Below are 25,589 nucleotides of genomic sequence, written 5' to 3' on the forward strand. Positions count from 1 at the left end.
GAGAATTATTTATGTCAGATCAAAAAAATCATAACCAGGACCATATGGCACAGGCTACAACAGACGTACTGAAAGACCCAGTCTGTGGTATGACCGTCACTGAAGAATCGAAATACCATGAGGAATTTAAGGGGAAAACTTACTTTTTTTGCAGTGATAAATGTCAATCAAAGTTTCATAGCAGCCCGGTGCAATATATCGCTAAACCCGCAACGACGACTGCCGATGCACATACACAGCATCATCAGACTGTTCAACACGTTAATGCGGCAAGCACAACAGGTACGACCATCTATACATGCCCAATGCATCCAGAAATCAGGCAAGATCATCCTGGAAACTGTCCTAAATGCGGAATGACACTGGAGCCACTCATTCCTGAATTAGAGGAAGATGAGAATCCGGAGTTACGTGATTTCCGCCGACGCTTCTGGTGGACACTGCCATTGACCATCATCGTGACTTTTTTGGCGATGTTTGGTCATCAAATGAACCTGTTCAATATGGCTGTTCAGAGCTGGATTGAACTGGTGTTGTCACTCCCAATTGTACTTTGGGCAGGTTGGCCATTTTTTTCCCGGGGTTGGCAATCGGTTGTGAATCGCAGCCCGAACATGTGGACGCTGATTGGTTTGGGCACTGGAGCTGCATTTATTTATAGTGTGGTCGCAACCATTGCACCGCAAATCTTCCCAGACTCATTTATTTCCATGGGTCGTGTCGCTGTTTACTTTGAAGCTTCAGCGGTCATCATTTCATTGACCCTACTGGGACAAATATTGGAGTTAAAAGCACGTTCGCAAACTTCTGCTGCAATTAAGTCACTCCTTGGGCTCGCTCCTAAAACAGCTCGCCGAATCCTGCCTGATGGAACTGAAGAAGATGTTCCTCTAACGCATGTCCATGTAGGAGATTTACTCAGAATTCGCCCAGGTGAAAAAGTGCCTGTGGATGGTGTAATCACTGAAGGAAGTAGTTCAGTGGATGAATCGATGCTGACAGGTGAACCTTTACCTATCACTAAACGCATCGGTGATAAAGTCATTGGTGCTACCCTGAATACCAATGGTTCCCTAATCATGCGTTCAGAGAAAATTGGTTCAAGTACCATGTTATCCCAGATCGTACAGATGGTGGCGCAAGCTCAACGATCGAGAGCACCAATGCAACGCATGGCTGATCAGGTTGCAGGTTGGTTTGTCATGGCTGTAGTAGCCATTGCCTTGCTTACCTTCTTTGGATGGGGACTGTTCGGCCCAGAAGAGTCGAGCTGGGTTTATGCATTAATCAATGCTGTGGCAGTACTCATTATTGCCTGTCCTTGTGCACTAGGCTTGGCAACTCCAATGTCTATCATGGTTGCAACGGGTCAAGGTGCTACTCATGGTGTGTTGTTCCGCGATGCAGCAGCCATTGAGAATCTACGCAAGATTGACACACTAATCATCGATAAAACAGGTACGTTAACTGAAGGACGCCCTGTATTCGATCGTGTGGTTGCCGCATCAGGTTTCGATGAATCTGAAGTATTACGTTTAGCCGCCAGTCTTGATCAAGGCAGTGAACACCCGCTAGCCGAAGCGATTGTAAACGCAGCACACGAACGTGGCCTGCCTCTTGAAACACCAGATAATTTTGAATCAGGCTCAGGGATTGGTGTTCGAGGTCAAGTGGGCGATCGTCAGTTAGCTTTGGGCAACACAGCACTGATGGAGCAATTAGGTATCTCGGTACAATCTCTGATTCCGCAAGCCGAAGAGCTGCGTTCAGAAGGTGCAAGTGTGATGCATCTAGCCATCAATGGTGAATTGGCCGGCCTGCTTGCAGTATCCGATCCCATCAAAAAAAGTACCCCTGAAGCACTTGCCACCCTGAAGGAAGCTGGACTACGTATCGTGATGGCAACAGGAGATGGTCTCACCACTGCCCGTTCAGTCGCATCACGTCTGGGTATTGATGAGGTACATGGTGAAGTTAAACCCGCAGATAAACTCGAACTTGTCAGCAAATTGCAGAAGCAAGGTCGCATCGTGGCAATGGCCGGCGATGGCATCAATGATGCACCAGCCTTGGCTAAAGCTGATGTCGGTATCGCTATGGGGACCGGAACTGATGTCGCAATGAATAGTGCTCAAGTTACCTTGGTCAAGGGAGATTTACGCGGTATCGCGGTTGCCCGTTCACTTTCGGAAGCTACTGTTGGCAACATGAAACAGAACCTCATGTTTGCTTTCCTTTATAATGCCTTGGGTATCCCAATAGCAGCTGGCGTACTCTACCCATTTACCGGTTGGTTGTTGTCACCCATGATTGCGGCCTTGGCCATGAGTTTTAGCTCCGCTTCAGTGATCACCAATGCCCTTCGCCTGCGACATAAAAAGCTATGATAGAGAGTCTTTTTCTTCCACCAGATGTATCAGGCCTGATTGCAGCACTTGCCATCGGCCTGCTCATTGGTTTAGAACGAGGATGGAATGATCGTGAACTGCCAGAAGGCAGCCGAGTAGCAGGCCTACGTACCTTCACATTGACAGGATTACTCGGAGGAGTGCTCGGTCATTTACAGCCAAACTTTGGGCCTTGGCCACTAGTCGCAGCCGTATTAGGGCTTTCCCTTTTACTTACGGTATCCTACGCGCGTACCGCAAAAATTTCCGGTAATTTAAGCGCTACCACGACGATCGCGATGCTGTTGACATTAGTTTTAGGTGCATATGCATCCCATGGTAATGTTACTTTAGCATTAACCGCGGCTGTCATCGTGGCTGTATTTTTGGATCTCAAGCCAACCTTACATGGTTGGTTACGCTTGATCGAACATCGTGAATTAACCGCATCCCTGCAGTTACTGGTACTTTCTGTCGTTATATTACCTTACTTACCCAATACGGGTATGGGACCTTTTGCTGCATTAAATCCTTACCAGTTATGGTGGGCAGTGATCCTGATTGCCGGACTCTCTCTGGCAGGTCATTTTGCCATGCGGCTTACCGGTTCAGAAAGAGGCATATTCTGGACAGGTCTATTGGGTGGTTTGGCATCTTCTACAGCTGCAACTGTCGCACTGGCACGCTATACACGCCAGCACCCCGTCATGGTCAGTGCTGCTATTTCTGGAACATTGGCTGCCTGTGGCATCATGTTTTTTCGTATGGTTGTGCTGATAGGCGTCATTGAGCCAGCATTGCTAAGCACTTTTGGTGGTGCAATGATGATTGCGGGAATCCTTCTGCTGGGTATGGCATTGTGGAGACAACGCCAAATTACCAGCGCTGAAAACAACGATCGAACAATAGAAGCAATGGCTCCTTTTGATCTTGGGACAGCATTCAGCTTCGCTGCTTTCCTGGCTGTCATGGCAGTCTTGGTCCCGGCAGCAAAACAATGGTTGGGCACCAGCGGCATCTTCGTATTATCGACTATTTCTGGGCTAGCAGACGTAGATGCTATTTTAGTCTCACTTGCCCGCCTGCATAGTACTGAAGGCTTAACAACAAATGTGGCTGCTGTCGCGCTAGGGCTGGCCACACTGAGCAACATGTTAAGCAAAGCGACAATTGCATGGATGACAGGGGGGGCACAGTTTGGCCGAGCTATCATATTTGGCTACACAATTGCCATGATAGGTGCTGGCGTAGCTCTGGCTCTCAGTTTGAGCTTTATGTAAGGTCAACTCGGGTAAATGGAAGATGTTCAAAAAATGAGTTAAAATGATTCCCCTTGCATGGATTCACTTTGAAAAACAATGGTAAAAATGATTCGACCATTGAGGGATTCAGCCTGGATGGTCGCCCCAAGCATATCAAGAATAGATTTTGTTATGGCAAGCCCTAAGCCGGTTCCTTCTTCTGTTCTTTGTCTAGACGCATCTGTTCGATAAAAACGATCAAATAATCTGGATAGTTGTTCAGGAGAGAGTTCAGGGCCTTCATTTTCAATTGAAAATATTGTGTTATCTAAATTCTGTTGAAGTTTTATCTGTATTGTAGAATTCTTGTTTCCATATTTAACTGCATTAGACAATAGGTTGCTGAGTGCGCGACGTAACATAGCAGGATCACCTTTTACATTGCCAGATCCTGTTTGTTGAAGTGTCATATTTTTTTCGGCAGCTAGAGCGTCATAGAAATCAAATAAAGCGGTAACTTCTTTAATGAGGTCAATATTCTGTAAGTTCTGTAAATTTAAGCCATGTTCTGCTTTTGCCAAGAAAAGCATATCGGACACCATTCGAGCCAAACGTTCAAATTCTTCTAAATTAGAAAATAGTATTTCTTGATAAGTACCAATATCTCGGTTACGGGCGAGACATACTTGAGTTTGGGTCATTAAATTATTAATCGGTGTTCTAATTTCATGTGCTAAATCAGATGAAAAATCGGAAAGTTTTTCTAAAGCTGACTCTAGTCTGTCCAGCATAGCATTGAAGGCGATTGCCAATGATTTTAGTTCGGTTGGTGTATGCTCAACTTCTAAACGTTCTGAAAGATGTTGAGCAGAAATTCCTTCTGCGACCTTAGCCATTTTTTGCACTGGTCTTAAACCTCTCCAGGTTGCAAACCAACCTAAAAACATTAAACAAATTGTACCAGCCAAACCAATATACAAAAGTTGACGCTTAAAATCTTTTAGAAAATGTAGATGTTCTGATGTATCGATCCCAACAATAATTCGTACAGATTGTATTTCAGAATTTCTATTTATACCTGTAGTGTAGATCATGCCACGATAGGTCTTATTTTGAACTTGCCATTTAATCCATGAATTATTTGCTGACTTGATTAAATTTTGAGTATTAATGATTGAGGATGCTGAACTAAATAAAACTTTACCTGTCGGTCGTTCTATTTGGACCATAAGATCATGGTGTCCAACTAACGCATCTCTTAAATAAAGATTAAGTTCTGGAGAATTTTTAGGATGCTGTTGGAGAAGATTCTGAATAAGCTGGATTTTACCTTCTAATTGGGTACGGTCTTGAGTTTCAAAATGATGCATTACTAATTTATTTATGAACAAACCCATAATAATTAGAATGAAAATAGTAGATAATGAGAAAATGATACCGATCCGGAAACTGATCGCTCTGAATAAATTATTATTCATCCTCTACCTCTAGTACATACCCCATTCCTCGAATATTCTGAATTAATTTGGGAGTAAAGTTACTGTCAACTTTACTTCTTAATCGTTTAATAGCGACTTCAACGACATTCGTATCACTATCAAAATTCATATCCCAAATTTGAGAAGCAATCAGCGCTCTTGGTAAAATTTCACCTCGTCTACGCATAAAAAGTTCCATAAGCGCGAATTCTTTTGCCGTCAGATCAATGCGTTGACCCGCTCGCGTTACCCGACGTTTTCTCAAATCAAGTTCTAAATCAGCAATCTTAATAATATTACTATCTTCTCTTTGTTGCCCTCGTCTAAGGAGCGTTTTTATTCGAGCTAGAAGCTCTGCAAAAGCAAAAGGCTTAACTAAATAATCATCAGCGCCTAGCTCTAATCCTTTTACTCGATCTTCGATTTGATCTCGGGCGGTAAGAAAAAGAATGGGCATTGTTTTACCGCTGCTACGAATATCATTGATAATATTCCAACCATTTAGTCCAGGTAACATCACGTCTAAAATAATTAAGTCATACTCTTCAGAAAGAGCTTGATGTTTACCCGTTAACCCATCTGTAACCCAGTCCGTAATATAGCCAGCTTCGGATAAACCTTGCTTGAGATAATCACCAGTTTTTTGTTCATCTTCAACTAATAGTATTCTCATCTCAGAATCCTAAGTTATTCATTAAAACTATAATAACGTTATAAAACATCTGATCGAGATAGATTACAAAAATGTCATTTTCAAGTCACTTAGATGTTCAGTGCTTCACTTTATTGTAGTAGCAAGAAATTAACTTTTAGAGAAACTTATGAAAACTGTAGTGCGTCGTAGTCTAACAATTTTAATGTGTGCTGGAACTTTAATTGCTGGTACTCAATCTTGGGCAAAAGATGTATCAACCTCAAGTGCCACTAAAACGGTAAAAGCACAGGAACCTTGTACAAAACCTTGTAAAATGGAAAAAGATGACAAGACTCAGCAAGATCATAGTCAACATCAGTCTCCTAACTCATCTGACATGTCAAAAATGGATCATTCTATGATGAATATGGACCATTCTAAAATGGATCATTCAAAGATGAATATGCCTAGTAGCAATAAATAATTTTATAAATAGCGAGAAAGAAGTATTAAAGTTTATACTAAATATTTGCTTTATTACTTCAATCTTGACCTTTCTAAAGGTGAGATAGAATGTCAAATAAGTTAAGTCATATACTCTTAATTGGAGTTGGTTTATTTTCATCAACTTGGGTAATGGCGGCAGTTAAAGAATATGATTTAACGATCGCGGAACAGACTGTAAATATTACAGGAAAACCGCTAAAGAGAATTACCGTTAATGGTAAATTCGTTGCCCCTCTTCTTGAATTTGAAGAGGGAGATGATGCCGTTATTCGTGTTCATAATAAGCTAAAAAATCAGGACTCTTCAATTCATTGGCATGGATTGATATTACCCGGAATCATGGATGGTGTACCAGGGTTCAACCAGTTCGAAGGCATCGCCCCTAATAAAACGTATGAATATAAATTCAAGGTTCGTCAAAATGGTACTTATTGGTATCACTCCCATAGTAAAGGGCAAGAGCAAGACGGCCTATATGGTGCTTTAGTTATTTATCCGAAAAATAAAACCCCCTTAACATCATCTGAAAAAACTGATAGAGATTATGTGGTTTTGCTTTCTGATTTTCATAATTCAACAAGTGATCAAATCACAAAGAATCTTAAAAAAGAAGCAGATTACTATCAGAACCGTCGAGAAACGGTATTTGATGTCATGAAACAAGTTAAACGTGATGGATTAAAGGCAACTTGGCAAGACCGCTCTATGTGGAATCAGATGCGGATGTTGAAAACAGATATGTCTGATGTCACAGGCTATACATTTTTAATGAATGGCAAAACACCTCAGCAAAACTGGACCGGTAATTTTAAAGCTGGAGAAAAAGTTCGCCTTCGATTTATTAATGCTTCTGCAATGTCATTTTTTGATGTACGAATTCCAAATTTAAAAATGACAGTGGTAAGTGCCGATGGTCAACCTGTAAAACCTGTTCCTGTAGATGAGTTCCGTATAGGTACTGCTGAAACTTATGATGTCATTGTTGAACCGAAACAAGCCCATTATCAAATCGAAGCTGAATCTATTGATCGTACTGGATTTTCGGTTGGAACCTTACATGATGAAAATACCTCACCTGTAAAACAAATTGAGATGCCTAAGCCTCGTCCTCGTTCTTTATTGACTATGGAAGATATGGGAATGAATCATGATATGTCTTCTATGAAAGGCATGAATCACGATATGTCTTCTATGAAAGGTATGGATCATGATATGTCTTCTATGAAAGGCATGAATCACGATATGTCTTCTATGAAAGGTATGGATCATGATATGTCTTCTATGAAAGGTATGGATCATGATATGCCGATGAATAGCGCTACTGTTAAGGCGGCTTCAGACAAGAATGATAATACCGTATTTGGATGGGCAAATGCTTCAACACCTGAAGGTAATAAAGCATTGCAATATAGTGATTTGCAATCGTTAGATCCTCAAAAAGACACTCGTGCAGCTGAACGTGAAATAGAGATCCGTCTTGGTGGAAACATGGAGCGTTATATTTGGACAATAAATGGTAAAAAATTTAATGAAGCCGACCCACTAGTGGTGAAGTATGGTGAACGTATTCGCTTAAAATTTGTCAATGACAGTATGATGGCTCACCCAATGCACTTACATGGCATGTTTATGCAGCTTGAGAATGGTCAGGATCCAAGCAATATGCCAAACAAACATACGGTAATTGTTCCACCTGGGAAAACGATAACCACTCTACTCACAGCTGATGAGTTAGGTGAGTGGGCTATTCATTGTCACCTGCTTTACCATATGAGTGCAGGAATGATGAATAAACTCATTGTAGCTCAAGTGGAAGATGGTAATTCTACAAAGACTGTTCCTCAGTCCCAAGTAAATGAGAAGGGAGTAAATCCACATGCACATCACTAATAATTTGTTTTCAAAAACAACTTTGATGATTGCGCTATTTGGATTATCAAATCTAACGTTCGCTAAAAATGAAACTCCTGTACAAGACAGTAATATTACAAAAAATATGAAAATTCTTTTACAGGAATCTGGAGGATTAAAGTATTCCCTTCAAGAGCGTTATCCAGAATATTATTCAATGGAAAATGCGGATATGGGGGATAAGAGTGTCCAGATTGCGCTTGAGAACTCTAACTCACCTCATGACAATCATCTTAAAGAACATGGTGGACAAATTTATCAAACGACAAAATTTGAAAATGAATGGATGGTTGATGAAGACGGTAAGGGCAACCTAGGAACAAAGTTTGAAACTTTAATTGGAACAGATGAAAATCGTCTATTTATTGAAGCCAATTCGGAAAAGTCAGAAAGTAATGATCCAAAATATGCTGTATCAGCACTTTATAGCCGTAACGTAGCCCCATTTTGGGATGTACAAGCTGGGGTAAGATATAGTGAAAATAAAAATAATAGCAGCAGCGATCGAGTGGATGGGGTTATTGGTATATTAGGTCTAGCTCCTTATTTCTTTGAAACACAAGCATATCTTTATGGCGGTGAGAATAATTTTTGGGGAGCAAGTTTTGAATTAGAACGTGATTTGCTTTTAACTCAGAAACTTATTACTCAACCTTATATCGAAGCAGATGTAATATTTAGCGATGATTCTAACTATGCTGCAAAATCAGGTTTATCAGAACTAAAAACTGGTATCAAAACCCGATATGAGATTACTAAGCGAATTAAACCTTTCATTGATGTTGCTTACCAATATGAAAAAGGACAGAAAGCCACTTCTATGCAAGAGGCAACAGAGTCTGAAAAGGGATGGAAATATGGTGCAGGCATCGAATTAGTTTTTTAAAATAGTATGATTTGGATTCATGAATGGTAGCTTCGGCTACTATTCATGAATTATTACTATTTATTTTCGAATCTGTAAAACTAAAAAAGCTTAATTTTTGGTCTATTTTTATGCAGTGGTTAAAAACATGCTTATCGCTGTTTTTATCGTTTGCTATTCTTTTAGTAGGATCGGCTGCTACTACTTCGTCTGTACATCATCGGTGTTTAATGCCATCTGAATAGATGCATGTGGCATAGCCGTCTTCATCGATTTGAATCCTAAAGTGGCCCTAATGATCCGCTTTAGCTTGCCATGATTACATTCGATCACGTTATTTTTATACTTAACCTGCCTGTGCTCAAGATCTGGTGGACATTTTCTTTCCCATTTTAACCGTGACAAAGCACCTCCATATGTGTGCTTTATCTGTATCTATCACTTGTGGGGCCTTCCTTTGCCAGAAGATGCGGATACTGAGCATCCAAAAGTAAAAGAACTGCATGAGCTTCTTGCATGGTCTGAAGGTATGGTCTGGTGTTCACCTGAACGTCATGGTTCTATGAGTTCCATTTTTAAATCACAAATAGACTGGATTCCACTTGCAGGAGGAGCAATCCGTGCTACCCAAGGTAAAACCCTTGCCTTGATGCAAGTCAGTGGTGGATCACAGTCATTTAACAGCCTGAACCAGATGCGTATTTTGGGGCGGTGGATGCGGATGATCACCATTCCAAATCAGTCTTCAATTCCGAAAGCTTTCTTGGAATTTGAAGAAGATGGACGAATGAAGCCTTCAGCTTTCTATGACCGGATTGTGGATGTCATGGAAGAGTTATTTAAGTTCACTCTACTGACTCGTGGTCAAAGCAAATACCTGACTGATCGTTATTCTGAACGCAAGGAATCGGCTGAAGAGTTGTCCAAGCGTGTAAATCAGCGCAGTTTATAAATGCTGGATGGTATTAAATACTGCGCCTCATTGCCAGGTCAGTAACACTTTTATGCTGTACCGATGAAGTGCTGTTAAAGGTACAATGAATATTGTAAAAACCCAGTCTTCATGATTGGGTTTTTACATTAAAGAAGTCAGAGATAAATAAGGAAAAGGTGAAGGCTTTGAACCAGAAACGGCACTGTTGCAAATAGGCTGACATGATAAGCTAAATATCTTATTTATTTCGAGATACAGCAGATGAATCCCTTCCACGGTCGGCACTTTCAAGGTGAAATCATTCTTTGGGCTGTTCGTTGGTATTGTAAATATGGCATCAGCTATCGTGAACTTCAGGAAATGCTCGCTGAACGTGGAGTGAATGTTGATCACACCACAATTTATCGCTGGGTTCAGCGTTATGCTCCAGAAATGGAAAAACGTTTACGTTGGTATTGGCGTAATCCTACAGATCGACATTTATGGCATCTGGATGAAACTTACGTAAAAGTGAATGGCAAATGGGCATATCTATACCGTGCAGTTGACCAACGTGGCCATACTCTTGATTTCTATCTTTCTGCTAGACGAAATACCCATTCAGCTTATTGTTTTCTTGGTAAAATTTTGAATCATGTCAAAAAATGGCAGATTCCACGAGTCATAAACACTGATAAGGCTCATACCTATGGCCGTGCTTTGTCGCGACTAAAACAGGAAGGAAAGTGTCCTGAAGACCTGGACCATCGACAGATTAAATACAAGAATAACGTGATTGAATGTGATCATGGCAAGCTCAAACGGATCATCAAGGCTACGTTGGGATTCAAGTCTATGAAAACGGCTTATGCCACAATTAAAGGAATTGAGGTTATGCGTGCTCTACGCAAAGGACAAGCTTCATTATTTTATAACGGTAATATTCTAGGAGAAGTTTGGCTAGTAAATAGAGTTTTCGGTCTCTAAGCTTTTTTGAAGGGAAAATCATCGACTCAGATCCCTATTTGCAACAGTGCCGTTGTTAGTGGTTTGACCCACTAACAACTAACACGTTGGCTATTCATTGAGTAAATCCTAAACTCAACTAATTCTTTTATTTATCAGACAACCATTTTTCGACATTCGACGGCACATTCACGGCAAGCATCAGCACATTGCTGGCAGTGTTGATGCTCATGTTGGCTACATTCATCTGCACAGTATTCACAAGCCTTGGCACAAAGCTCACAAATTTCTTTCATAAAAGGAGATTCATTTTGCTGCATACGAGCACAGAGCTGACAAATATCTGCACAATCTAGACAACGCTGAATACATTCTCGCATCATCTCCAGATTTTCTTCTTTTAGACAGGCATTTGCACAACTGGCACAGGTAAGGTAACAGCTCATACATGCCTTTGCGCAATCTGAAAATTGGATATCGTTCATCATACTTACCTAAAGTCACTTGATTTAGGAATAAGCTAATCAAAAAAAAAGATATACACTAGGACGATTAGGTAAGGGAAAGTAAAATAGTCATAGATTTTGTTAAATGGTTTTAGATGCTGGCTTTGAGTGATTTAGCTGCTCATGTATTCAGGCACTGTTGCAAATAGGCTGACATGATAAGCTAAATATCTTATTTATTTCGAGATACAGCAGATGAATCCCTTCCATGGTCGGCACTTTCAAGGTGAAATCATTCTTTGGGCTGTTCGTTGGTATTGTAAATATGGCATCAGCTATCGTGAACTTCAAGAAATGCTCGCTGAACGGGGTGTGAATGTTGACCACACCACAATTTATCGTTGGGTTCAGCGTTATGCTCCAGAAATGGAAAAACGCTTACGCTGGTATTGGCGTAATCCTACAGATTTACATTCATGGCATATGGATGAGACTTATATCAAAGTGAAGGGGCGATGGACTTACCTGTATCGTGCAGTTGATCAACGTGGTCATACGATTGACTTTTACCTTTCCGCTAGACGGAACAGTAAATCAGCCTATTGTTTTTTAGGAAAAATCTTCAATACGGTGAAAAAATGGAAAATTCCACGGGTCATCAATACAGATAAAGCAGCGACCTATGGCCATGCTTTATCACGGTTAAAGCGAGAAGGAAAATGTCCAGTAGATATTGAGCACAGGCAGATTAAGTATAAAAATAATGTCATTGAATGTGATCATGGTAAGTTAAAGCGAATCATCAGGGCCACATTAGGATTCAAATCTATGAAGACGGCTTATGCCACAATCAAAGGTATTGAAGTCATGCGTGCACTACGTAAAGGACAAGCATCGTCATTTTATTATGGTCAGCCTCAAGGTGAAGTGTGTCTAATCAACAGGGTTTTCGGTCTCTAAGCACTTTTAAAAAGGAACTTCATCGACTCAAATCTCTATTTGCAACAGTGCCCCCTTAGCAATGGCAGCTATAGTTCAGTTCATTGGGAATAGAAATGAACAAGCAGAAAAAGTGGCTGAAAGCCTAAACTTATTTCCTGTACCTGCCACAGCCCTAGTTTTGTTTATCGTCCTAGCATCAGTTATGCCTCAAATTGGGCTTGCAAAAAGTGCAGCTCTTCAAGCTTTACCAATTTATATTTCTTTTGCCATTATTGCTCCATTCGTGGGTTGGATAATTGCTCGTATTTTTCGATTAGAATCTGGCTCTGCTAGTGCTGTGTCCTTTTCAGCATCATATAGAAATTCATTTGTTATTCTTCCATTAGCTTTTGCAATTCCGGGAAGTATGCCCATAATTCCTGCTGTAATCTTGACTCAGACTATCGTTGAACTATGCTTTTTACCAATCTATATTCGTCTGATACCTCGACTATTCAAAACCTAGAGATTTAAACATTTAAGTAGTTGTTATAGTTAGATAAAAGTATTCAGAAGCCCACGCTTACATCGAGTAATTTAATAAAGGGGGGGGGAGCTAGCTCCCCCCCTCTTTTATTCATTTGCTAATTAAAACTTACTCGCAACTTGATATGTGATGAATGAAAAGATGTAGGCTAATGCAAACAAATAAGTTGCCATAATGATGGGCTGTTTCCAGCTGCCAGTTTCTCGTCTAATTGTTGCTAACGTAGCAAGACAATGGGGAGCAAAAATAAACCATACCAATAATGATAAACCTGTGGCTAACCCCCATCCATCCGGGCCTGAAATTTGACTTAACAGACTTTGAGTTACTGTATCTTCATCACCTGACATCGCATAAATCACCCCAAGAGCAGCAATTACAACTTCCCTTGCTGCCATAGCAGGAATGAGTGCAATACATATTTCCCATGTAAACCCAATAGGCGCAAATATAGGATGAATTAAATGTCCTAACTGACCAGCTAAACTATAGTTAATGGCCGGCATGCTTGCATTATCTGGTGGTTGAGGGAACGTGACTAGCACCCATAACAAGATAGACAGTGCGACGATAATGCCACCAACTCGTTTTAAGAAAATAGTTGCCCTATCATATAAGCCTAATGCAATATTTCTAATATCTGGAATTCGGTATGTGGGAAGTTCAAAAATAAAAATACTTTCAGTTTTATCTTTTCGAACCAATTTCAGAAACACTGAAACTAATAACGCTGAGACTATTCCCGACATATAAAGACCAAAAAGGACTAATCCTTGCAGACTTAACCAGCCGTAGATTAATTGGTTCGGAATAAATGCCGCGATCAATAAAGCATATACTGGCAATCTTGCTGAACAGGTCATCAAGGGTGCAATCATAATTGTTGCTAATCGGTCCCGTTCAGAGCTGATACTTCTGGTTGCCATAATTCCGGGAATCGCACAAGCAAAACTGGATAGCAGAGGAATAAATGAACGGCCGCTAAGCCCGGCTTTAGACATTAATTTATCTAAAAGAAATGCTGCTCGGGGTAAATAGCCTGACTCTTCAAGCATTAAAATGAAGAAGAATAAAATCAAAATCTGAGGCATATATGCAAGCACGCTACCTGCACCAGCAATTACCCCATCCACAACCAAGCTTTTTAATAGAGGATGTTGGATTAGTGGTCCAATAAAATCACTGAGCCATGCGACAAAATTTTCAATGAATTCAATAAAAGGCGTTGCCCATATAAATACCGCCTGGAACATCACAAACATGGTTAAAGTTAAGATTACTAAACCCAATACAGGATGTAGAAAAATTTTATCTAGAAATGCGGTTCTTTTATCACCACTGTCATTATTTAAAATAACTTGTTTGGTGATTTGTTTGACCTGTTCAAAATGACTTAATTCAGAATGATAAGGAGTAATAAAAAGATTTTTTTGATCTAATTGATTAATTAAATCTTGAATTCCTTTTGTTTTAACTGCGACAGCTTCAACTACAGGGATACCTAACAGTTGAGACAGTTTATCCTTATCAATGGAAATACCACGCTTTTTGACCTCATCCATCATATTTAATACAAGAATCATAGGGCGATTTAGAGCACGAACTTCGAGAACCAAGCTCAAATGTAAGCTTAAATTTGTGGCATCTACAACGCATATAAAAATATCGGGTAGAATTTCACCTTTTAGCTCGCCCAAACAAACTGCCCTGGTGACTTCTTCATCTAAACTACTAGGTTTTAAACTGTAAGTTCCGGGTAAGTCCAATACTCGTATTGCATCACCAGAAGGTAATTTAAAAGAACCTTCTTTTCTTTCTACGGTAACCCCAGCATAGTTGGCAACTTTTTGTCGCGTACCAGTAAGCGTATTAAATAAAGAGGTTTTTCCGCAATTTGGATTACCGACTAATGCAATGTTCTTAATCTTCATTGGATACTAACTCTACAAAAATTCTTTCAGCTTCATTCTTTCTTAATGCGAATCTTGAAGTTTCAATTTGAACTAAAACAGGATCTCCGCCAAAAACACCTTTAGTGAGTACTTGTAGAGTTTCACCCTCTCTAAAACCTAATAGTTGGAGCCGTTCCAATACGGGATCAGTGGTATGACTGTATTGATTACCTTTTTTGAGATCTCTAATTTTGACGATCTGATTTTGTTTAACTTGAAATAGATTCATTTTCGATACTCTTACTTCAAAGCCAAAATCTTTCGAGCACCATTAAGCACGAATAAAGAAACCAGGATGCCAATGATTAAGTCTGGGTAAGCTGATCCCGTCCACGCCACGAGTACACCGGCAAATATAACGCCCATATTTACGACAACGTCATTCGCCGAGAAAATCCAACTGGCTTTCATATGTGCGCCATCTTCTCGATGACCAGAAATAAGATATAAGCATGTCACGTTAGCTATAAGTGCGAGCAGGCCAATAACAATCATGAGCGTTGATTCTGGCTCGCTTCCAAACATGAATCGTCTAATGACATCAACAATCACGATAACAGCAAGTAATAACTGAATCCAACCTGCGAAATGGGCTGCTTTTACTTGATATTTCGCAGCTTTTCCGACGGCATATAGCGCAATACCATAAACGGCTGCATCGGCAAACATATCTAGAGAATCAGCAATCAATCCTGTAGACGCAGCAATAATTCCGCTGATGAATTCTATAAAGAAAAGTAGAGCATTAATGCCTAATAACAGTTTAAGTACTTTAGCTTGTCTCACAGGATCAGGTTCATTAGGTATATCGCCTGAAGAAAGCTGTATTTCATCAAGTTTCGCCCCAAAACCCAGTCCTTCAAGTTTGGCCGTAATTTGCTGACTCCCTTCATTATGGAAGACTTTCAGTTTTCGATTGGGAAGATCAAAAGTAAGACCTTTAACTGCTTCAATATCTGCAAGAGCCATACGGACCATTTGCTCTTCAGCAGAGCAATCCATTTTAGGAATGGTATAGGTACTTGTTTGCTTAGCTTGTTGATTGCTTATATAAGTTTCAGTCTTCACAAGCTTTGCACCAAAACCCAAAGCTTCAAGTTTGGTAGTTATATTTTCATCTTTTTGATTATGTAGAACCTTTAAAGACCGGTTAGGTAAATCAAAGATGAGTTTTTGAACACCATCAATTGAAGATAGCGCCATACGAACCATCTGTTCTTCCGCAGAACAATCCATTTTGGGAACTAAGTATTCACTCATGTAGTGCGAATCTTTTAAAACGTCTTCAGTGCTTAAATTTTCTTTGGGATCAGAACCACAACAGGATTGAGCGGTATCTTCACAACTGTTTGAAGTGTTACAGCAAGGAGATGAAGATTTTTTTTCTTCCTCTTCACCACAACAGCTAAGCGTATTATCACAATTCTTTGAATTGTTTGCTTCTGCAATTGATGGATGATTTTCTTGTTGAGATTTCTTATCTTCGCATGGTGTTTCTTTACTACATCCACAACCACTCATAATTATACCCATTAAAAAAATTTATAAACTTTGAATATTAGAATCCCTATAGTTACTATAGAGTCAAGATTTTTTGGAAATACCAACTCAATGCATTTAAAAATTGGTGAACTCTCTAAAAAAACCTCATGTTCAGTATTAACAATTAGGTTTTATGAAAAGGAAGGTTTAATTCCGGAACCCGAAAGAACGGAAGGAAATTACCGCCTTTACGATATAGGCTATGTTGAGCGAATTAAGTTTATTTTGAATTGCCGAACTTTAAATATGAGTTTGAATGAAATTCGTCAATTACTCACCTATAAAGATAATCCCAAGAAAAATTGTTCAGATGTGAATGAATTAATTGACTTACATGTCAGTGCTATCAGAGAAAATATAATCAAGCAACAAAAGCTTATTGAACAATTATCTGATTTAAGAGGTACTTGTGATGGTTTATGTACAATTGACCAATGTGGAGTTCTAAAAAATCTAGCTTGATTATCTAGACCTATGCTTTTTCAAAAACTCTGTATATCTTTACTTAAGGCTGCAAAAAGATTAAGGTGACTTAAATTTTGTGATCAGATCTTAGATAGCTTTGGTTAGCTTCCGATTGGTGTTTTAAATACAGATTTGTGTATGAAGAGAAAAACATTTCTAATCCAGATATTGGTACTCTTATTCACATTCCAGAATATTTGGAGTGTGGCAGAGGCTGCTTGTCTGCATGAAATGCCAAACATACCCAATTCAATACTCTCTAATCCAATCGATTTAGACGAAAAGAGTGATAGTCCTCGTCAAGCACTTTATTCCCTAGAAAACTATAAAGAAATCTATGACTATTGTCAGAAGGTTTGTTTTAACGAAAAGTGCAGTCATTTCTCAAATACAATCGTGATTCAGATTGACCCACCCGATGATCTGAAGCTTAAAGCTAATTTTGAGACCGGCATTACCCCAACTTATTTGGGAATAACTTTTTATAAACCCCCTTATCTGGATCAATTAACCCCGCCTCCCGATTTGCCCCTACTATTGGTGGGGTAGTCTTATAAAAGCCCACCACTCCTAATTTCATTATGCGTGGGGCATTTTCATGTCAAAAAACAAATTACATCAGGATACCTCCATCCTGAATTTATCCTGGTCAGCCTTAGGTAGCGGTATCTTGCTATCTGCAATGATCAGCTTCAGTACTTCCGTAGTCGCCAGTACTCAAGATTTAACGCTGCAGCAAGCTATTGAGCAGGTTAACCAATATCAAGCGTCCCAAAATTTCTGGGAAACGCAAAACAGCATTAATGCCACGAATCTTCAGCAAAGTAAGCTGTTTAAAAATCCTGAACTGTCAGTTGAACAAACGGGATTTGGTTCAAATAATGAAAAAGAGCTTACCATTGGCATATCACAACCCTTGGATATTTTTGGTGAGCGAAGAGCAAACCAAAAATTAGCCAGTCTCTCTACAGATAAAACAGCGCTGAAACAGAAGATTTATCAAGCACAAATTGAGCTTGCAGTGAAATATGTATGGTCACAACTGGCCATTGCTGAACTTGAAAAAAACATTGTCAATGAACAACTTCGGGTGAGCCAAGAAAACCTTCAAGCAATCGAAAAGCGCTTTAATGCAGGCAGTATTGCCCAAGTAGATGTAAATCGCGCACGTTTAAGCCATGCTGAAAATATCCGTCTTTTTAGACAGGCAGACTTACAGGTACAAGTGGCCACCCAACAATTATCAAATTTATGGGGTACGTCTGATAAGTCATTGCAGGTAAACCTCTCTTCACAAAAGCTCTGGCCAAAATCGACTCATGAACAGGTTCAAGAATATTTAGCGGAAAACTACGTTGAGAAATATCGAGCTTTACTGGTATTAGAGTCTCAAGCAACGGTTGATCAACTAAGGGCAAAGGCACGTCCTAACCCCACTTTAAACCTAGGTGTCAACCGCACCCAATCCTTGGAAAACTCCACACAAAATCAATTAGTAGTCGGAGTCAGTGTACCGCTTAATATTTTCGATCGTCAGCAAAATGGCATAAAAATCGCGCAAGAAAAAATGAACTTATTAGAGCGTCAGAAAGAGTTTTATCTGAAGCAAAATGCGCTGCAAATAGGCACAATTTTAACCGAGTTGCAGGGTTTAGAGCTGCAATTCAAAGTCGTTGACGAGACTCAAATTCCTTTGGCGACTCAAGTTCAAAGTAAGACGCTACAAGGTTTCTTGGCAGGCAAGTTTGCTTTAACCGATGTTCAGCAAGCCACGCTTCAATTACAAGACATCCGTCTGCGTAAAGTCCAGTTGTTACGGGATGGCTGGCAAAAGGCCATTGAAGCAGAAAGTTTGAGCTTAGGCATTAGCCCAAGTGAAGTCATGTCGAAAGATGCTATTGCACAAATCAATCAAAACTTATGGCAAGACATACAGGCCATGCCTGTCATTGGTGGGGGAAATTAACATGTTCGATCTTAAAAACAGCTTAAAAAAACAGAGCGGAAAAATCTCTCAACCTCTACTGATTAGTTTGGTTATCGGCGCTACCGTACTCCTCAGTATTTTTTTGATCTTAACTGGTAAGAATAAATCGGAAACATCAGATGAACATGCAGAGGAAGAAAGCGGAGAAGAACATGGCGGTGAAACCGAAGAGCATGCAGAAGGTGTGAGCCTGACTGCCAAGCAACTGGTGGAACAGGGCATACAATTATCAGCGGTCGATCAAGGCCCGGTGGTTAAATTAAGTTCTTATCCTGCCAAACTGAATGTGAATACTGACCAGCAAGCGCACGTCTCACCGAGTTTTAGTGGTCATGTAGAAAATGTCTATGTAGAACTCGGTCAAAAAGTTCAGAAAGGACAGCCTTTGGCTGCGTTGCTTGTTCCTGATCTAGTTGATCAGCAGGCCAATCTTAAAATTGAACAAACCAACCTTGAACTGGCGAAACAAGACTATGATCGTGAGCGTCAGCTTTGGTCACAGGGCATTTCAGCAAAACAGGACTATCAACGTGCTTATAACAGCTATAAACGGGCACAAATTCAGGTTCAAGCGGCCCAATCACGTTTAAGTGCATTTGGTGCAGTGAATGCCAGTAACGGACGCTATATTTTGAAAGCTCCCATTTCTGGCGTGATCAGTAAAAAGGATTTGGTTCTCGGGGAAAATGTTCAGTTAGCCGATCAACTCTTTACGATAGACCGGTTAGATCAACTCTGGCTTGAGTTTATTGTTCCAAATTCTGAAATTATGGGCTTAGCCCCGAATCAAAAGATCGAATTTAAATCCTTGCAAACAGAAAAGGTTTATCAAGCTGTTATTCAGACTTTAAATACTGAAGCGGATATTCAAACAGGTCGTCTTCAGGTGCGAGCAAAAGTTGAATCGAATGCAACCGAATTACGTCCAAACTTGATGGTGAACGTACAGTTGCAACAACGGAGTGAAAGTACCGCATTACGGGTACTTAAGTCCGCAGTTCAGAATGTCGATGGAAAAGATGTGGTTTTTGTCGCCACTCAGCATGGACAAAAAGTTGAATTCAGTCCGCAACCTGTGAAATTAGGGCAATCATCTGGGGAGAGCCAATGGATTGAAGTGGTGAGTGGGCTTAGTCAGGGACAAAAATATGCCGCTCAAGGCAGTTTTTTACTGAAATCCGAGCTGGAAAAAGGAGAGGCTTCACATGAGCACTGAAACTCCTCAAATTCCAGACCACGAATCGGTAAAACCTGAAGGACTGTTTGATCGACTGATCCAGTTTTCTATCCATAACGCAATCTGGGTCATGCTGTTTATTGCGGCTTGGATTGCTATTGGTATTTATAGTTATCAAAAGTTACCGATTGATGCTGTACCAGATATTACCAATACTCAGGTGCAGATTAACACTTCAGCCAATGGTTTTACGGCTTTAGAAATGGAACAGCGGATTACATATCCAATCGAGAATGCCATGTCAGGCATGCCGAAAATGGAACAAACCCGTTCTATTTCACGCTACGGCTTATCGCAAGTGACCATCATTTTTGAAGATGGCACGGATATTTACTGGGCCAGACAGCTTATCAACCAGCGCTTGCAAGAAGCAATGGGAGAAATGCCTGAAGATGTGCAACCTAACATGTCACCTATTTCGACAGGTTTAGGTGAAATCTATCAATGGGTGATTAAAGCCGAACCAAATGCTAAAAAACCGGATGGGACCGCTTATTCGGCTATGGATTTACGTGAAATTCAGGATTGGATTGTAAGGCCACAATTACAGCGCGTAAAAGGCGTTGCGGAGATCAACAGCATTGGTGGCTTTAATAAAACCTATGTGGTTGCCCCGGATCTGAACCGATTGCAACAATTGCAAATTCCTTTGTCTGATTTACAAACTGCCTTAACAGAGAATAATGAAAACCGTGGTGCTGGCTATATTGAGAAAAATGGACAACAGCTAACGGTTCGTGTTCCCGGCACTTTAAACACGATTGAAGATATCCAGAACATCAGTATTGCCAATAAAAACGGCTATCCGATTCGGGTGGCAGATGTCGCCAATGTCTCAATTGGTCATGACTTGAGAACAGGGGCTGCAACCTATAATGGTGAAGAAACTGTATTGGGTATTGCCATGATGATGATGGGAGAAAATAGCCGTACCGTTGCTCAAGCCATTGATGAAAAGGTGCAATCGATCCAGCAATCGCTACCTAAAGGTGTGGTGATTGAGACTGTGTATGACCGTACGCATTTGGTTGATCGGGCGATCAAAACCGTTCAGAAAAATTTGATTGAGGGTGCAATCCTCGTCATTGTTATTTTATTTCTCTTTCTAGGTAATTTCCGTGCTGCGCTGATCACGGCTTGCGTTATTCCACTGTCAATGCTGTTTACCTTGACGGGAATGGCAGAGCAGAAGATTAGTGCAAATCTGATGAGTTTAGGGGCACTGGACTTCGGTATTATTATTGATGGTGCAGTGGTTATTGTAGAAAACTGTATCCGTCGGCTAGCAGAAGCTCAGAAGCTGAAAGGTGGTTTACTTAGCCGTTCTGAAAGATTTAAAGAAGTCTTCTTGGCTGCAAAACAGGCGCGTCGTCCTCTGATTTTTGGACAGTTAATTATTTTGGTGGTTTATCTACCTATCTTTACCCTGACGGGTGTAGAAGCCAAACTTTTCCATCCTATGGCAATGACTGTTGTACTGGCTTTAATTGGGGCCATGATTTTATCTGTCACTTTTGTGCCAGCCGCAGTTGCCCTATTTGTCACTGGAGAAGTCAAGGAAACCGAAAGTCGCTGGATGCATTGGCTTAAAACCAAATATGAACTGCTTTTAGATAAAGCCTATGAGCTTCGTTTATTTGTGACTATTGTGGCTGCCTGTATTTTAGTGCTTACGGGCGTGCTAGCCACTCAAACAGGTAGCGAGTTTGCACCTCAACTGGGTGAAGGTGATTTTGCTGTTCAGCAAATGCGTTCCCCAAGTACAGGGTTAGAACAGTCACTGAGAATGCAGGAAAATACTGAAAAGTTACTGTTGAAAGAATTTCCTGAAATTAAAGCGATCTTTGCTCGTACCGGTACAGCAGAAGTGGCCACAGATGTTATGCCACCCAACATTTCAGATGGCGTGGTACTGTTAAAACCTCATGATGAATGGCCTGATCCAAAACAAACGATTGATGAGCTTCGCCAAAGAATGATTACTTTCTTAGCGACATTGCCGGGAAATAACAGTGAGTTCTCGCAACCCATTGAACTGCGCTTTAACGAGTTAATTTCAGGGGTGCGAAGTGATGTGGGTGTCAAATTATTTGGTGATGACATGGAGATTCTAAATCGCGAAGCGAATAAAATTTCTCAAAAAATTAACTCAATTTCAGGCGCGACAGCCGTTAATGTAGAACAGACCAGTGGCTTACCCTTGTTGAATGTAGAGGTGGATAAGTCCAGAGCTGCACAATATGGCTTGTCGGTAAGAGCAATTCAGGATCTGGTAGCTACAAGTGTCGGTGGCCAGAATGTTGGAACAATTTTACAGGGAGACAAGCGTTTTGATTTTGTCATCCGTCTAGATGAATCCCAGCGTAGTCCTGAACAGTTAGCGGTACTTCCTATTCAATTGCCGAATGGTGGTTTAGTCCAACTGCAAGATGTGGCACGCGTTGAAAATATCCTGGGTATTAATCAGGTCAGCCGTGAAAATGGTAAACGTCGAGTGGTTATTACTGCAAATGTAGAAGGACGTGATTTAGGCTCATTCGTAACAGAGCTTCAGAGCACGTTATCCAAACAGGAATTACCAAGCGGTTATTGGATAGATTATGGCGGTCAATTTCAAAATCTGATGTCTGCAAAAGCGCGTATGCAATTGGTGGTTCCGCTCGCATTGTTGACGATCTTTATTTTATTGATGGCTGTATTCCATAATATCAAAGAAAGCTTACTGGTCTTTAGTGGTGTACCGTTTGCCTTATGTGGAGGCTTAATCGCGTTGTGGTTGCGTGACATTCCATTATCCATGTCAGCAGGGGTTGGCTTCATTGCACTATCGGGGGTGGCTGTACTGAATGGCTTAGTCATGCTTACCTTTATCAAAGAGTTGCGACAACAATATGACCTTTATTATGCAACGTGGCAGGGTGCAATTTTGCGTCTTAGACCTGTGCTGATGACAGCTTGTGTGGCGTCCCTTGGGTTTGTCCCGATGGCTTTGGCAACCGGAACTGGGGCAGAAGTACAGAGACCTTTAGCAACAGTGGTTATTGGAGGAATTATCTCCTCTACCCTGCTTACATTGGTTTTATTGCCCGTACTGTACCGCTGGATGAATGAAAAGAAAGCTTCTTAATCCATTAGATTAAGCAATTTTTAGCAGAGATATTGAGCCTGTCTCAAGTATCTCTGCTAATCATGGATTGAATAAGGAAAATTTTATGTCAGAACATCATGATCATAGCCATGCGGTTGTTACTGAAGGAAATAGTAAGAAATTAATGTTTGCTTTGGGTTTAACGACTACTTTTTTAATAGTAGAAGTTGTCGCTGCTTTTATTACCCAAAGTTTAGCATTACTGTCTGATGCCGCTCACATGTTTACTGATGTAGCCGCATTAGCTATTGCTCTTGCTGCTATCAAAATTGGTAAAAAAGCCGCAGATGATAAAAGAACTTTTGGCTATCAGCGATTCGAAATTTTAGCGGCTCTGTTTAATGCAGTGATGCTTTTTGTGGTGGCGATATATATTGTCTATGAAGCTTACCAACGCTTTACGCATCCTGCTGAAATTCAAAGTGTTGGAATGATGATTGTCGCAGTCATTGGTTTGGTCATAAATTTGATTTCAATGAAAATCCTTTCTGCGAGTGCTCAAGAAAGTCTAAATGTGAAAGGCGCATATTTAGAAGTCCTTAGTGATGCACTGGGATCGATAGGCGTGATTATCGGAGGAGTGGTCATTTATTTTACCCAGTGGATGTGGGTAGATACCGTAATCGCTGTGTTAATTGGCTTCTGGGTTTTACCTCGAACTTGGGTTTTATTAAAACAAAGTATCCATATTTTGCTTGAAGGGGTTCCTGATGAGATTGATATTGAGTCGTTAAGAAATGATTTATTGATGCTAGAGGGTGTTGAAGGGATTCATCAGTTGAAAGTCTGGGCTATATCTTCAAAAAACATTCATTTAACTGCTCATTTGGTTGCTCCTAATAGCGATCCAGATCAGCTCTATCAAAAGGCCTTAGACGTTCTAAAACATAATCATAGTATTACTGAAATTACGTTACAAATAGAAAGTAAGGAATGTAATACATTGGAACAGCATAAACATTAAAGTGCTGCTCTTTCTACATAATGGACAGATGACTAGGCTGATAAACCTTACCATTTTCCTGTATTACACTTCTATTTATCACACGCACTTTAAACACCATCCTGAGACATTTTAAAATTACAAGAATGTAATTTATGAGTCCTCTGGGTGTTAATTCTTTAAAGTTAGAATATCTAACAAGTATTAAATGAGAGTAAATAAACATGCTATTCAAAAATAAATTTTGTACTAAATTACTGTTAATTAGTGCATTCTTTAGTATCGCAAGTTTTAGTTATGCAGATGGCGGCTTGTTATTTCTTGAAAAGAATTTAAAAGCTTCTAAAGTTGAAAATTCTAAACAAAAACAAGTTAAAAATAATGAATCAAATGAATCAAATGAATAGTTGGGTTGCATAAATAAATCAATTAGACTTATTCATTCAGCAATATAATTCCTGAATGAATAAGTTTATAACTAAAACCTATCACACCATTAGTTGAACTACATATAATTATAATATTAAAAATAAAGTATTTTTTTTAATCCCATTTCAATGGGTCATCTTTATATATCTCAATTTATGTTGTAAACAGGCTTTGTTGCACAAACCTATCTGTAAAGGCTTTTTCAGCGATATAATTTTCAAATGAAGAAGCCTACACACAAAATCTACCGCACAACCAATTGGCCCGCATATAACCGAGCACTCATGAGTCGCGGAAATATTGCCATTTGGTTTGATCCTGCTACGCAATGGTATGCTCCATCAAAAGGCAAACAAGGGCGAAATCAAACCTACTCCGACGCAGCCATCCAATGCTGCTTAATGATTAAATCCTTATTCCGTCTATCTTTACGTATGGTCACTGGCTTTGTGCAAAGTCTGATTAAACTTTGCGGATTAACTGCGCCGGCACCCAGTGATATTCGGCCTTGAAGAATAGAAAAACATAATAACATATTGATATTGCAATCAGCTACCAAAAAAGTAGCGATGGGCTACATCTACTCATGGACTCTACAGGCATGAAGTTTCTAGGTGAGGGCGAATGGAAACGCAAGAAACATGGAGCTGAATATCGTCGCCAATGGCGTAAACTACATATTGGTATAGATGCCAAAACCCTACAAATACGCGCTATTCAGCTCACAACCAATAATGTCAGTGATTCACAGGTGCTTGGTGATTTACTTGATCAAATTCCACAAGATGAGCGGATTGACTCTGTTTATACCGATAGAGTTTATGACACCAAGCAATGCCGTCAGGTCATTGCAGATCGGCAAGCGCATATGGTGATTCCACCTAGAAAAAATGCGAAACCACGGAAAGATACAAAGAGTAGCTCGCTAGAACGAAATAAATTACTTCGAACAGTTAATCTTGCGAAGCAGTGCTTCTTGTATCTTGATTGATATAGTGATTAGCTACCACTATACGCAAATTGTAGAGTTTGGAGTGCTGCTAAAATCTTAAATTTGAACCTGAGATAAA

22 protein-coding genes and 3 pseudogenes are annotated in these 25,589 nt (G+C 40.1%); 18 read left to right on the top strand and 7 right to left on the bottom strand.

Features of this window, described 5'->3' with window-relative positions; all coding sequences use genetic code 11:
- Window positions 1–11: 11 nt before the first annotated feature.
- Window positions 12–2,387 carry a heavy metal translocating P-type ATPase gene (locus tag F891_RS14900; RefSeq protein WP_004281870.1) on the top strand — a complete coding sequence of 792 codons (2,376 nt, stop codon included), beginning with the start codon at window positions 12–14 and terminating at the stop codon, window positions 2,385–2,387.
- Window positions 2,384–3,667 carry an MgtC/SapB family protein gene (locus F891_RS14905; protein ID WP_005264340.1) on the top strand — a complete coding sequence of 428 codons (1,284 nt, stop codon included), beginning with the start codon at window positions 2,384–2,386 and terminating at the stop codon, window positions 3,665–3,667. Before F891_RS14900 ends, F891_RS14905 begins: the two co-directional genes overlap by 4 nt.
- 38 nt (window positions 3,668–3,705) lie before the next feature.
- Here F891_RS14905 and F891_RS14910 read toward each other — a convergent pair whose 3' ends face one another.
- Together F891_RS14910 and F891_RS14915 are read right to left on the bottom strand one after the other, a co-directional pair.
- Entirely contained in the window at window positions 3,706–5,106 is a 1,401-nt protein-coding gene (locus F891_RS14910; protein ID WP_004281867.1) for a heavy metal sensor histidine kinase, read from the bottom strand.
- The gene (locus F891_RS14915; RefSeq protein WP_004281866.1) at window positions 5,099–5,779 is read right to left on the bottom strand and encodes a heavy metal response regulator transcription factor; all 681 of its coding nucleotides are present in this window, start codon (window positions 5,777–5,779) and stop codon (window positions 5,099–5,101) included. The genes F891_RS14910 and F891_RS14915 overlap by 8 nt, the downstream gene beginning before the upstream one ends.
- A gap of 148 nt (window positions 5,780–5,927) precedes the next feature.
- Here F891_RS14915 and F891_RS14920 point away from each other — a divergent pair, with 148 nt between their 5' ends.
- From F891_RS14920 to F891_RS17650, 4 genes and pseudogenes are all read left to right on the top strand, one after another.
- Window positions 5,928–6,224, top strand: coding sequence for a hypothetical protein (locus tag F891_RS14920; protein WP_004281865.1), 297 nt, complete (start codon window positions 5,928–5,930; stop codon window positions 6,222–6,224).
- Window positions 6,225–6,313: 89 nt separating this feature from the next.
- Window positions 6,314–8,137, top strand: a complete 1,824-nt coding sequence (locus F891_RS14925; protein ID WP_004281864.1) for a copper resistance system multicopper oxidase — start codon at window positions 6,314–6,316, stop codon at window positions 8,135–8,137.
- Entirely contained in the window at window positions 8,124–9,044 is a 921-nt protein-coding gene (locus F891_RS14930; RefSeq protein ID WP_004281863.1) for a copper resistance protein B, read from the top strand. Before F891_RS14925 ends, F891_RS14930 begins: the two co-directional genes overlap by 14 nt.
- Window positions 9,045–9,067: 23 nt before the next feature.
- Window positions 9,068–9,265: pseudogene (locus F891_RS17650) on the top strand (hypothetical protein); the annotation flags it as partial.
- A 16-nt stretch (window positions 9,266–9,281) separates the two neighbouring features.
- On the opposite strand, the pseudogene F891_RS14935 reads toward F891_RS17650, so the two are convergent.
- Window positions 9,282–9,471 (bottom strand): annotated as a pseudogene (locus F891_RS14935) (DDE-type integrase/transposase/recombinase); the annotation flags it as partial.
- A 9-nt stretch (window positions 9,472–9,480) separates the two neighbouring features.
- On the opposite strand from F891_RS14935, the gene arsH reads away from it, so the two are divergent.
- Together arsH and F891_RS14945 are read left to right on the top strand one after the other, a co-directional pair.
- A complete protein-coding gene (arsH, locus tag F891_RS14940; protein WP_010117055.1) occupies window positions 9,481–9,975 on the top strand; it encodes an arsenical resistance protein ArsH in 495 nt (164 codons plus the stop codon).
- Window positions 9,976–10,218: 243 nt separating this feature from the next.
- The gene (locus tag F891_RS14945) at window positions 10,219–10,923 is read left to right on the top strand and encodes an IS6-like element IS1007 family transposase (protein ID WP_001067793.1); all 705 of its coding nucleotides are present in this window, start codon (window positions 10,219–10,221) and stop codon (window positions 10,921–10,923) included.
- 134 nt (window positions 10,924–11,057) lie between these two features.
- On the opposite strand, the gene F891_RS14950 is transcribed toward F891_RS14945, so the two are convergent.
- Entirely contained in the window at window positions 11,058–11,387 is a 330-nt protein-coding gene (locus F891_RS14950) for a four-helix bundle copper-binding protein (protein WP_026055492.1), read from the bottom strand.
- Between the two features lie 216 nt (window positions 11,388–11,603).
- Here F891_RS14950 and F891_RS14955 point away from each other — a divergent pair, with 216 nt between their 5' ends.
- Window positions 11,604–12,308, top strand: a complete 705-nt coding sequence (locus tag F891_RS14955) for an IS6-like element IS1008 family transposase (protein ID WP_005264342.1) — start codon at window positions 11,604–11,606, stop codon at window positions 12,306–12,308.
- Window positions 12,309–12,369: 61 nt separating this feature from the next.
- On the top strand, window positions 12,370–12,795 hold the full coding sequence (locus F891_RS14960) for a hypothetical protein (RefSeq protein ID WP_004897257.1): 426 nt from the start codon (window positions 12,370–12,372) through the stop codon (window positions 12,793–12,795).
- Between the two features lie 122 nt (window positions 12,796–12,917).
- On the opposite strand, the gene feoB is transcribed toward F891_RS14960, so the two are convergent.
- From feoB to F891_RS14975, 3 genes are read right to left on the bottom strand one after another with little or no spacing between them, the layout of a single operon-like run.
- Entirely contained in the window at window positions 12,918–14,747 is a 1,830-nt protein-coding gene (gene feoB, locus F891_RS14965) for a ferrous iron transporter B (RefSeq protein WP_004281858.1), read from the bottom strand.
- The gene (locus tag F891_RS14970; protein WP_004281857.1) at window positions 14,737–14,997 is read right to left on the bottom strand and encodes a FeoA family protein; all 261 of its coding nucleotides are present in this window, start codon (window positions 14,995–14,997) and stop codon (window positions 14,737–14,739) included. The genes feoB and F891_RS14970 overlap by 11 nt, the downstream gene beginning before the upstream one ends.
- A gap of 11 nt (window positions 14,998–15,008) precedes the next feature.
- A complete protein-coding gene (locus F891_RS14975) occupies window positions 15,009–16,289 on the bottom strand; it encodes a cation efflux transmembrane domain-containing protein (RefSeq protein ID WP_005264343.1) in 1,281 nt (426 codons plus the stop codon).
- Between the two features lie 90 nt (window positions 16,290–16,379).
- On the opposite strand from F891_RS14975, the gene cadR reads away from it, so the two are divergent.
- The 8 genes and pseudogenes from cadR to F891_RS15015 all read left to right on the top strand — a co-directional run.
- Window positions 16,380–16,772, top strand: coding sequence for a Cd(II)/Pb(II)-responsive transcriptional regulator (gene cadR / locus F891_RS14980; RefSeq protein WP_004281856.1), 393 nt, complete (start codon window positions 16,380–16,382; stop codon window positions 16,770–16,772).
- 141 nt (window positions 16,773–16,913) lie between these two features.
- Complete coding sequence (locus F891_RS14985) at window positions 16,914–17,324, top strand: hypothetical protein (RefSeq protein ID WP_004733191.1); 411 nt, start codon at window positions 16,914–16,916, stop codon at window positions 17,322–17,324.
- A 49-nt stretch (window positions 17,325–17,373) separates the two neighbouring features.
- Window positions 17,374–18,741, top strand: coding sequence for a TolC family protein (locus F891_RS14990; RefSeq protein ID WP_004281854.1), 1,368 nt, complete (start codon window positions 17,374–17,376; stop codon window positions 18,739–18,741).
- 1 nt (window position 18,742) lies between these two features.
- Window positions 18,743–19,978, top strand: coding sequence for an efflux RND transporter periplasmic adaptor subunit (locus F891_RS14995; RefSeq protein ID WP_004281853.1), 1,236 nt, complete (start codon window positions 18,743–18,745; stop codon window positions 19,976–19,978).
- On the top strand, window positions 19,968–23,126 hold the full coding sequence (locus tag F891_RS15000; RefSeq protein ID WP_004281852.1) for an efflux RND transporter permease subunit: 3,159 nt from the start codon (window positions 19,968–19,970) through the stop codon (window positions 23,124–23,126). The genes F891_RS14995 and F891_RS15000 overlap by 11 nt, the downstream gene beginning before the upstream one ends.
- Before the next feature lie 85 nt (window positions 23,127–23,211).
- Entirely contained in the window at window positions 23,212–24,111 is a 900-nt protein-coding gene (locus tag F891_RS15005; protein ID WP_004665978.1) for a cation diffusion facilitator family transporter, read from the top strand.
- Between the two features lie 203 nt (window positions 24,112–24,314).
- On the top strand, window positions 24,315–24,497 hold the full coding sequence (locus F891_RS15010) for a hypothetical protein (RefSeq protein ID WP_004281850.1): 183 nt from the start codon (window positions 24,315–24,317) through the stop codon (window positions 24,495–24,497).
- A gap of 243 nt (window positions 24,498–24,740) precedes the next feature.
- Window positions 24,741–25,474, top strand: a pseudogene (locus tag F891_RS15015) (IS5 family transposase); the annotation flags it as partial.
- Window positions 25,475–25,589: the final 115 nt, after the last annotated feature.

Source organism: Acinetobacter sp. CIP 101966 (assembly GCF_000369725.1).
GTDB lineage: Bacteria > Pseudomonadota > Gammaproteobacteria > Pseudomonadales > Moraxellaceae > Acinetobacter > Acinetobacter lwoffii_Q.